Here is a 7,864-nt window from a genome sequence, read left to right on the forward strand (position 1 = left end):
GTGTTGCGCGTCAGGTAGAGGACAGTCTATCGGACGCCCTCCATGAGAGACTCGCCCAGCGCTTCGTCGACAGGCGCACGAGCGTTCTCATGCGGCGGTTAAGAGAGAATGCGATGCTAGAGGCGCAAATTACGACTTCCGGCGATGTTACCGTCGAAGGTCAGCATATCGGACACCTGCACGGCTTCCAGTTCGTGCCGGACCCCCAGGCCGACACGAGCGAAGCCAAAACCTTGCGCAACGCCGCGGGGAAAGCTTTGTCGGGCGAGATCGAGGCCCGGGCGGATCGGTTTGCCGAAACGCCGGACAGCACGCTCGTGTTGTCCAACGACGGCACGATCCGCTGGATGGGCGATCCGGTGGCGAAAATGGAAGCCGGCGACAAGCTCTTCGAGCCGCGCCTGCGGGTCCTCGCGGACGAGCACCTGACCGGTCCTGCCCGCGACAAGGTCGACACCCGGCTGCGGGCCTGGCTCAAAGCCTATGTGATCCGCCTGCTCGGGTCCGCGATCCAGCTCGAGGAATCGGCTGAATTGCAGGGTCTGGCGCGGGGCATCGCCTTCCAGGTCGCCGAATCGCTCGGCGTTCTCGAACGCGCCAAGGTCCTGAACGAAGTGCGGTCTCTCGACCAGGAGGCGCGCGGAGCCCTGCGCAAGGCGGGCATCCGGTTCGGCGCCTATCACCTCTACCTTCCGGCGCTCTTGAAGCCGGCGCCGCGCACGCTCGCGGCACAGCTTTGGGCGCTCCAGAACGGCGGGCTCGAGCAGAAGGGCATCGACGAGATCGCTCACCTCGCCCAATCGGGCCGCACCTCGATCCCGGTCGACCCCGAGATCGCGGCAGGCCTCTACCGCGCTGCCGGGTTCCGTGTTTGCGGCGGCCGCGCTGTTCGCGTCGACATTCTGGAACGCCTGGCGGATCTGATTCGTCCGGCGATCGCCTATCGTCCCGGCATTACCCCTGGAGAGCCTCCGGCGGGAACGGCGGACGGCGAGGGATTCGTACCCACCGTCGCCATGACGTCGCTTGTCGGCTGCGCCGGTGAAGACTTTGCGACCATCCTGAAATCCCTGGGCTACGTAATGGATCGCAGGGCGGGCCCCGCGATCACGGTGGCTCTGGTGGAGGCGCCACGGGAAATCGTTCAGCCGGTGCCGAACGGCGACGACAAGCCCGCCGTCGCCGCCGATGGCGATACGGTTTCAGCAGGGCTCGAAGAGGCGGCTCGCGAGACGCCCAACACGAGGACTCCCGACACCGAAACGCTTGGCGCCGAGGCGCCTCAAACCGAAACGGCCGACGCTACCCTCCCGGCTGGGGAGACGGTTCCGGAGGCGGTTTCCGCGACATCGGACGTTTCCCAAGCTGTTGCTGCTTCGGTGGAGGAATCGACTCCGGCAAACGGTTCCACAGACGGTTCCGAAGGGGCGGATGCTCCGGCAGAACCTGTCCTCATCGAAATCTGGCGGCAGCATCGCCGGCACCACGAGGGCGGCCACGCGCGCCACGGCCGCGGACGCCAAGGCCATGCCGGGCGCTCCGCCGAGGCCGGTCAGGACCGTGATCAGCAGGATCGCAATCGCGGCGACAGACGCGGCGATCGTCGCCCCCGCCACGGACAGGGCGATCGTCCTCAAGGCGATCGTCCTCAAGGAGACCGTCCTCAGGGTGATCGTCCGCAGGGCGAGCGTCGTTTCGACCGCCGGCCCGACCAGCGCAAGGACGGGGAGGGCGGACGCCCGCAGAACCGGCCACCGCGCGGCCCGCGCCGGCCCGACGAGCACCGACCGCCACGGTTCGAGCCGCGGCGCGAAAAGCAGCCGGATCCGGATTCGCCTTTTGCCAAGCTCCTGGCCCTCAAGGCCCAGCTCGAGGATTCGAAGAAATAGGCGGCATGGGCGATGCGCGAGGATCGACGGCGACTGGATAAGTGGCTGTGGTTCGCGCGCTTCGCCAAGACGCGTACGCTCGCGGCGAAGCTCGTGACCAGCGGCTTCGTTCGCTTCAACGGGCAACGCGTCGACAATCCGGCGAAGGCCGTCGCGATCGGCGATGTGGTGACCCTGGCTCTGTCGCAGTCGACGATCGTGATCCGTGTCGAAGCCCTCGGCGAACGCCGTGGCCCTGCACCGGAAGCAAGGCTGCTCTACACCGATCTGACAAGCGACACCGGGACGCTTGTCACGGACCGCGACAGGGGCTAGAGCGCAGTCGCGGACGCACCGTTTCCCAGCGCCCAAGGTTCCGTATCGTCCGAGCCGATTCAAGGATCGTCTATGCCCTACGTCGTCACCGAAAATTGCATCAAATGCAAATATATGGATTGCGTGGAGGTCTGCCCGGTCGACTGCTTCTATGAAGGCGAGAACATGCTCGTCATTCATCCCGACGAATGTATCGATTGCGGCGTGTGCGAACCCGAATGCCCGGCCGAGGCGATCAAGACGGACGTGGAGCCAGGTCTCGAGACCTGGCTCAAGCTCAACGCCGACATGGCGAAGACGTGGCCGAACATTACCCAGAAGAAGGATGCGCCGGCCGACGCCAAAGAATTCGACGGCGTCGCCGACAAATTCGAGAAGTACTTCACCCCGAATCCGGGCGAGGGGGACTAGAAGGGAAGCTAAACCATATCGGCGGCTTCTTCCGTTTCATTTTGAAATATTTTTGCTTTTTACGGTGGACTGTGATAGGGTCCGCAAATGCCGTCGCTTGCGCCCGACGTGCTTCAAACCCCGCGACAGAAGCGGTCAAGAAGATGAAATGTGATGCATGGCCCAAGATGGACGACAGCATCAGCTGTCTGAAATCAGGGTTTACGGGTGCTCTTTAGTTACTGGCCGATCAGGGAAACAGGCGAGACATTCAGTCCCGCCTTCAAACATTTTTGTTCCGCGGGTCCCTGTCCGCTGGAACGACAAGCTCCCGCCGCATGGCTGGGGCCGTGCAAGGAGGCCTCTCTCGCATGACGACCGCTAAGAAGTCCGCCCAGCGCCTGGGTTTCAAGACCGGTGAAGCGATTGTGTACCCGGCTCACGGTGTCGGCCGCATCACGGCCATCGAGGAACAGGAAATCGCCGGTTTCAAGCTGGAGCTCTTCGTGGTCTCCTTCGACAAGGATAAGATGGTTCTGCGCGTTCCTACCGCGAAGGCCTCCTCTGTCGGCATGCGTAAATTGGCTGACGGCCCCCTGGTCCAGAAGTCGCTCGACGTTTTGACCGGACGCGCCCGTGTGAAGCGCACCATGTGGTCGCGCCGCGCTCAGGAATACGAAGCCAAGATCAATTCCGGCGATCTTATTGCCGTTGCGGAAGTTGTGCGCGACCTCTACCGGTCGGAAGCGCAGCCCGAGCAATCCTACAGCGAGCGCCAGCTCTATGAATCGGCGCTCGATCGCGTCATTCGCGAAATCGCGGCCGTCAACAAGATCACCGATACGGAAGCCTTGAAGCTCATCGAGCAAAGCCTCGCCAAATCGCCCCGTCGGGTGAAGGGCGCGGAAGCCGACGCCGAGGACAGCGACGACATACAGGAAGAAGCGGCCTGAGACGCCACGCCTCAACGCTGATTTTTTGGAAACCCGGCCTTCGCGCCGGGTTTTCTTTTGCATGCAAACCCTTGTTTTTCCGCAAGTCGAATCTATTTTTCACGACCTTGGCCGTTCGGACTGAACTTTTTCTCTGCTGGCCCGTTTTCCTCCTGCTCAAGGGAGGACGAGGATGGGAGAAATCTCCGGGGTTCGTCGCAAGTTTGTGCGCGCCGCTATGAATGCCCCTTTCCTCGAACGGCAAGAAGAACACCTTCTCGCCGTACGTTGGAAAGAACAGCGCGACGAAGATGCTCTTCATCAACTCACGTCCGCTCATATGCGATTGGTGATCGCCGTCGCCGCCCGGTTCCGCCATTACGGACTGCCCATGGCCGATCTCGTCCAGGAAGGCCATGTGGGCCTGCTCGAGGCGGCTGCGCGGTTCGAGCCCGAGCGTGAGGTTCGTTTCTCGACCTATGCCACGTGGTGGATCCGCGCCTCCGTTCAGGATTACATTCTGCGAAACTGGTCGATCGTTCGCGGCGGAACCAGCTCCGCGCAAAAGGCCCTCTTCTTCAACCTGCGCCGCCTGCGCGCACGCCTGACCCGAAATGGCGATGAACGCATCTCCGCCGAGGTCCACGTCAAGATCGCCCAGGYCATCGGCGTTTCCACCAATGATGTCGCGATGATGGACGCCCGTCTGTCGGCGCCCGACACCTCCCTCAATGCGCCGGTGCTCGATGCCGATCCGGGCAACTCCGCTGAGCGGATGGAATTTCTGGTCGATACCAGCCCGTTGCCGGATGAGAGTGTCGGCGAGGTGATCGACGGCGAGCGGCGGGTGCGGTGGCTGCGTCAGGCGCTCAAGGTTCTGAACGAACGCGAACTCCGCATTCTTCAGGCCCGGCGCCTCGACGAGGAGCAGGTCACGCTGGAATTCCTCGGGAACCGTCTTGGTATCTCCAAGGAGCGCGTTCGCCAGATCGAGAATCGCGCGCTCGAAAAACTCAAGCGTGCCCTCATCGAGAAGTACCCGCTGGCGCATGGCGCGTTCGTATGACGTCTAGGTCAAAGGCCCAGCGCCGACTTGCGGTGCTTGGCTCTTCTCGCCCCTATTCGCCGATGATCTTGTAGTTTTCGCCCGCTTTGAGCGGTGCTGCGCGGTCGAGTCCGTTGAGGAGCAGGAACCGCTCGAGCGGTCGCTCGCTCGTCGCCATGCGCGCCGCCATGGTTTCCGCCGTGTCGCCCGGTTGCGCAGTGGCGATCCGCAGGTGCAACGGCTGCACATTGCGGGCTTCATCGGGTTGCACGTGGCGGACTGTCGCGAGCGTCTGGCGGAACATGCCGTCGAGATCGCCCGCGCCGACCTTGGCCGCCATGATCAGCCGATAGGTGGTGGTCCCGATCCGGATCGCCGACAGGCGGAAATTCCATTCCTTGCCCCGTGACAGTGCCGTCGCCACGGGCAGCCCGTTGACGGTCGTCGTTTCCATGCTGCCGGGTTCGATCGTGTCGTTCCAGGTCGAGCGGAGCACTTCCTCCAGGCTCTGGCCGTTCGGCGTCTCGGCGGCATCGAACAGGAGCCGCCGGGCACCGTCGGCGGACGCACCGAGCACCGCCTGCGAGGTGTTCTCGAGGGTAAACCCGTCCGGCGCGGCAAAGGCGACGCCAAGTCGAGCATGGATGAAGGTGCGGCCACGGACGACGCCGTCGCCCGGATCGTCGCCATAGGCGAGCCCGTCGATGGCCGAAAGGTAGCGGTTCCTGTCCGCCTCCCCGATGCCGGGCGCGCTCGCCCGCCTGGCGGCCTGGAGCGCCTGCGAGATGCGATCGGAGGTCGTCGGATGGGTCGAGCTGATATCGGCCGGCCCGCCACGTCCCGCATCGGCGCTGCCGGCCGAGCGCCCGAGCGCCGTGAGAAAGCGCGGCGCGCCGAAGGGATCGAACCCGGCCCGCGCCAGAACCTTGACGCCGACCTGGTCGGCCTCGAGCTCCTGCGAGCGCGAGAAGCTCGCCAATGTCATGCGCGACTGATCGCGCACCACGGCGGCCTCGGCCGCGTTGTTGAGGACGTTCTCTGTCACCTTGGTGATGAGGGTGGAGCGAGCCTGCAATTCGCTGCGCTGCGAGGCGTGCCGCAAGGTCACGTGGGCGATCTCATGGGAGAGAACGGCCGCGATTTCGGCGGTGTCGTTGGCGAGCGCCAGAAGTCCGCGCGTGACGTAGAGGCGTCCGCTCGGCAAGGCAAAGGCGTTGACCACCGGCGAGTTGAGGATGGTGACCTGGAACGTTTCGCTCGGCCGATCGGTGGCCTGGACCAGGCGGTTGACGATCTCGGTCAGGAGCTGTTGAGCTGCTGGAGCCCGCACCTCGCCGCCGAAGGCTGCGATCAGTCGGGCGTGGTCCCGATCGGCCTGGCTCTCCGCCACCGTGCGCGGCGCGGTGGGGGGCAGGGGGATGTTGCCGCTTCCCGACGTGTTGCAGCTCGCCACCAAGCCAGCCGCCAGCAAGACGGCGAGAATCAGACCAACAGGGGTGCGACTTTTTTCGATCATGCCGTTCAATGTCGTGGGCGTGTGTCGACGATGCGCTCGAGGGCGTCCGGCGTGGCGAGGGTCAGGGATGAGCCTTGCCAATCGTCCAGAAGACCTCTCGCCCGAATCCTGCTTCCCTTCAGGCTCGCGGCATTGATGCCGCGCTGGGCCAGAAGAGACCACACTTTCTTCGGGACGATGATCGTAAAGTCGTCTGCCCAATTGCCCCCGAAATTAAGATAGGTTCGCTGTTGTCGTTCGCCCACGTTGCGCACCCGTCCTTCGACGAGCGCGAACGTGCCTAGTCGCTCCCGCAGGCGGGCGATTTCGGTCGCGTTGATCGGGTTATAGCGGCCTCCCGCCCAGAGACCAAGGCCGCGTTCGCGCGCCGCCTGTTCGAGCGCCAGCAATTCCGGTTGGCAGAAGACGACCCCGTCGGTCGGATCGACGATCGCGAGCCCCGTTTCCACGAGCCGCGCCGTGAAATCGCCGGTGAGATCAGCCGGCAAATTCGTCGTGGGATTGCTGGCCGGTGACGCGAGGCCAGTGGGAGCGAGGGTCGCTGGGTCGAGAGTCGCTGGGGCAACGGACGCTGGATCACGGGCGAGGCGTGCCGGCAGCCTCTGCCACCGATCCCGTTCGCCCATCGCCCGGACATGCACCGTTTGTCCGATCACGCCCTTGAGCAGCGCGAGCGCGTGCGAGCGAGGCTCGCCTTCATCGGGTAGCCGGATGGATGCAAGGCGCAAAAGTCGCTCCGAGCGCAGGCCGATCTCACCGGCGGCGGTGATCTCCGAGACGACATCGTCCTCGACCACCCCCGCACGACAGCCGGCCGTATTCTGCGCCAAGACGGGCGCGCTCGCGAAGACGACACAACCGACGAACAGGAGCGCACGGACCATCGAGGCCACCATAGCCGACCGGGCCCAAGGCACAACCACCGCCTCACGCTCGCCCTCTCGGGAGGCGTCAGCATCACCCATTTACCGCGCCGATTTTTCTGGTACTCATCCCCCGAGCGGTCCCGTAGCTCAGCAGGACAGAGCAGCGGTTTCCTAAACCGAAGGTCGGAAGTTCGAGTCTTCCCGGGATCGCCAGGGTTTTTGGGGGTAGGCGCCCGCTCCGCCCCCCCGTTCATTGCCCCCAGCGCAACACCAGCGGGTCGAGGCGGCGGGCGAGTTCGATCAGGCCTTTTCTGGTTTCGGGGTGCATGGGCTGGAGCGGGTGGCGCACTGTGTCCGAGGATATCACGCCGCCCTCCTGCATCAGCGATTTGCATGCCAGGAGACCGCATTGCCGGTTCTCGTAGTTGATGAGCGGCAGCCACCTTTCGTAGGCGGCGATGGCGTCCTCGCGGCGTCCGGCGAAATAGGGATCGATGATCTGGCGGATGCCGTCCGGATAACCCCCTCCCGTCATCGCCCCCGTGGCGCCGGCATCGAGATCGGCGAGAAGCGTGATCGCCTCTTCGCCATCCCAGGGTCCCTCGATGGTGTCCCCGCCGAGGTTCACGAGGTCGCGCAGCTTGGCGGCAGCGCCTGCAACCTCGATCTTGAAATAGCGGATATTCGGAATCTCCCGCGCCATCCGGGCGAGAAACACGGCCGATAGCGGCGTGCCGGCGACAGGTGCATCTTGGATCATGATCGGAATGTCGATGGCACCGGACACGGTCCGGAAAAAGTCGAAGATGCCGATCTCGGGAACGCGGATCGTCGCTCCGTGATAGGGCGGCATGATCATCACCATCGCCGCGCCCGCGTCCTGGGCGCTGCGGCTGCGCTCGGCGCAGATA

General features: G+C 64.4%; 7 protein-coding genes, 1 tRNA gene and 1 pseudogene. 6 read left to right on the forward strand and 3 right to left on the reverse strand.

Annotated elements, in window-relative coordinates:
- From AC1DT3_RS07770 to AC1DT3_RS07790, 5 genes and pseudogenes are all read left to right on the forward strand, one after another.
- Positions 1 to 1,889 (forward strand): annotated as a pseudogene (locus AC1DT3_RS07770) (helicase-related protein); the annotation flags it as partial.
- Positions 1,890 to 1,901: 12 nt separating this feature from the next.
- Positions 1,902 to 2,204 (forward strand): RNA-binding S4 domain-containing protein, encoded by a 303-nt coding sequence (locus AC1DT3_RS07775; RefSeq protein ID WP_477464680.1) that lies wholly within the window; start codon positions 1,902 to 1,904, stop codon positions 2,202 to 2,204.
- A 72-nt stretch (positions 2,205 to 2,276) separates the two neighbouring features.
- Positions 2,277 to 2,615, forward strand: coding sequence for a ferredoxin FdxA (fdxA, locus tag AC1DT3_RS07780; protein ID WP_477464681.1), 339 nt, complete (start codon positions 2,277 to 2,279; stop codon positions 2,613 to 2,615).
- A 350-nt stretch (positions 2,616 to 2,965) separates the two neighbouring features.
- Positions 2,966 to 3,547, forward strand: coding sequence for a CarD family transcriptional regulator (locus tag AC1DT3_RS07785; protein ID WP_477464682.1), 582 nt, complete (start codon positions 2,966 to 2,968; stop codon positions 3,545 to 3,547).
- 172 nt (positions 3,548 to 3,719) lie between these two features.
- On the forward strand, positions 3,720 to 4,592 hold the full coding sequence (locus AC1DT3_RS07790; RefSeq protein ID WP_477464683.1) for an RNA polymerase factor sigma-32: 873 nt from the start codon (positions 3,720 to 3,722) through the stop codon (positions 4,590 to 4,592).
- A 52-nt stretch (positions 4,593 to 4,644) separates the two neighbouring features.
- Here the strand turns inward: AC1DT3_RS07790 and AC1DT3_RS07795 are convergent, their stop codons facing one another.
- Both AC1DT3_RS07795 and AC1DT3_RS07800 read right to left on the reverse strand, forming a co-directional pair.
- A complete protein-coding gene (locus AC1DT3_RS07795) occupies positions 4,645 to 6,087 on the reverse strand; it encodes a M48 family metalloprotease (RefSeq protein ID WP_477464684.1) in 1,443 nt (480 codons plus the stop codon).
- A gap of 5 nt (positions 6,088 to 6,092) precedes the next feature.
- Entirely contained in the window at positions 6,093 to 6,971 is an 879-nt protein-coding gene (locus AC1DT3_RS07800; protein ID WP_477464685.1) for a thermonuclease family protein, read from the reverse strand.
- A gap of 118 nt (positions 6,972 to 7,089) precedes the next feature.
- Here AC1DT3_RS07800 and AC1DT3_RS07805 point away from each other — a divergent pair.
- Positions 7,090 to 7,166, forward strand: a tRNA-Arg gene (locus AC1DT3_RS07805).
- Between the two features lie 37 nt (positions 7,167 to 7,203).
- Here AC1DT3_RS07805 and AC1DT3_RS07810 read toward each other — a convergent pair.
- Positions 7,204 to 7,864, reverse strand: a 661-nt coding sequence (locus tag AC1DT3_RS07810) for a dihydrodipicolinate synthase family protein (protein WP_477464686.1), incomplete at its 5' end; no start/stop codon positions are given.

It is taken from the genome of Microvirga sp. P4_G7, from assembly GCF_056401005.1.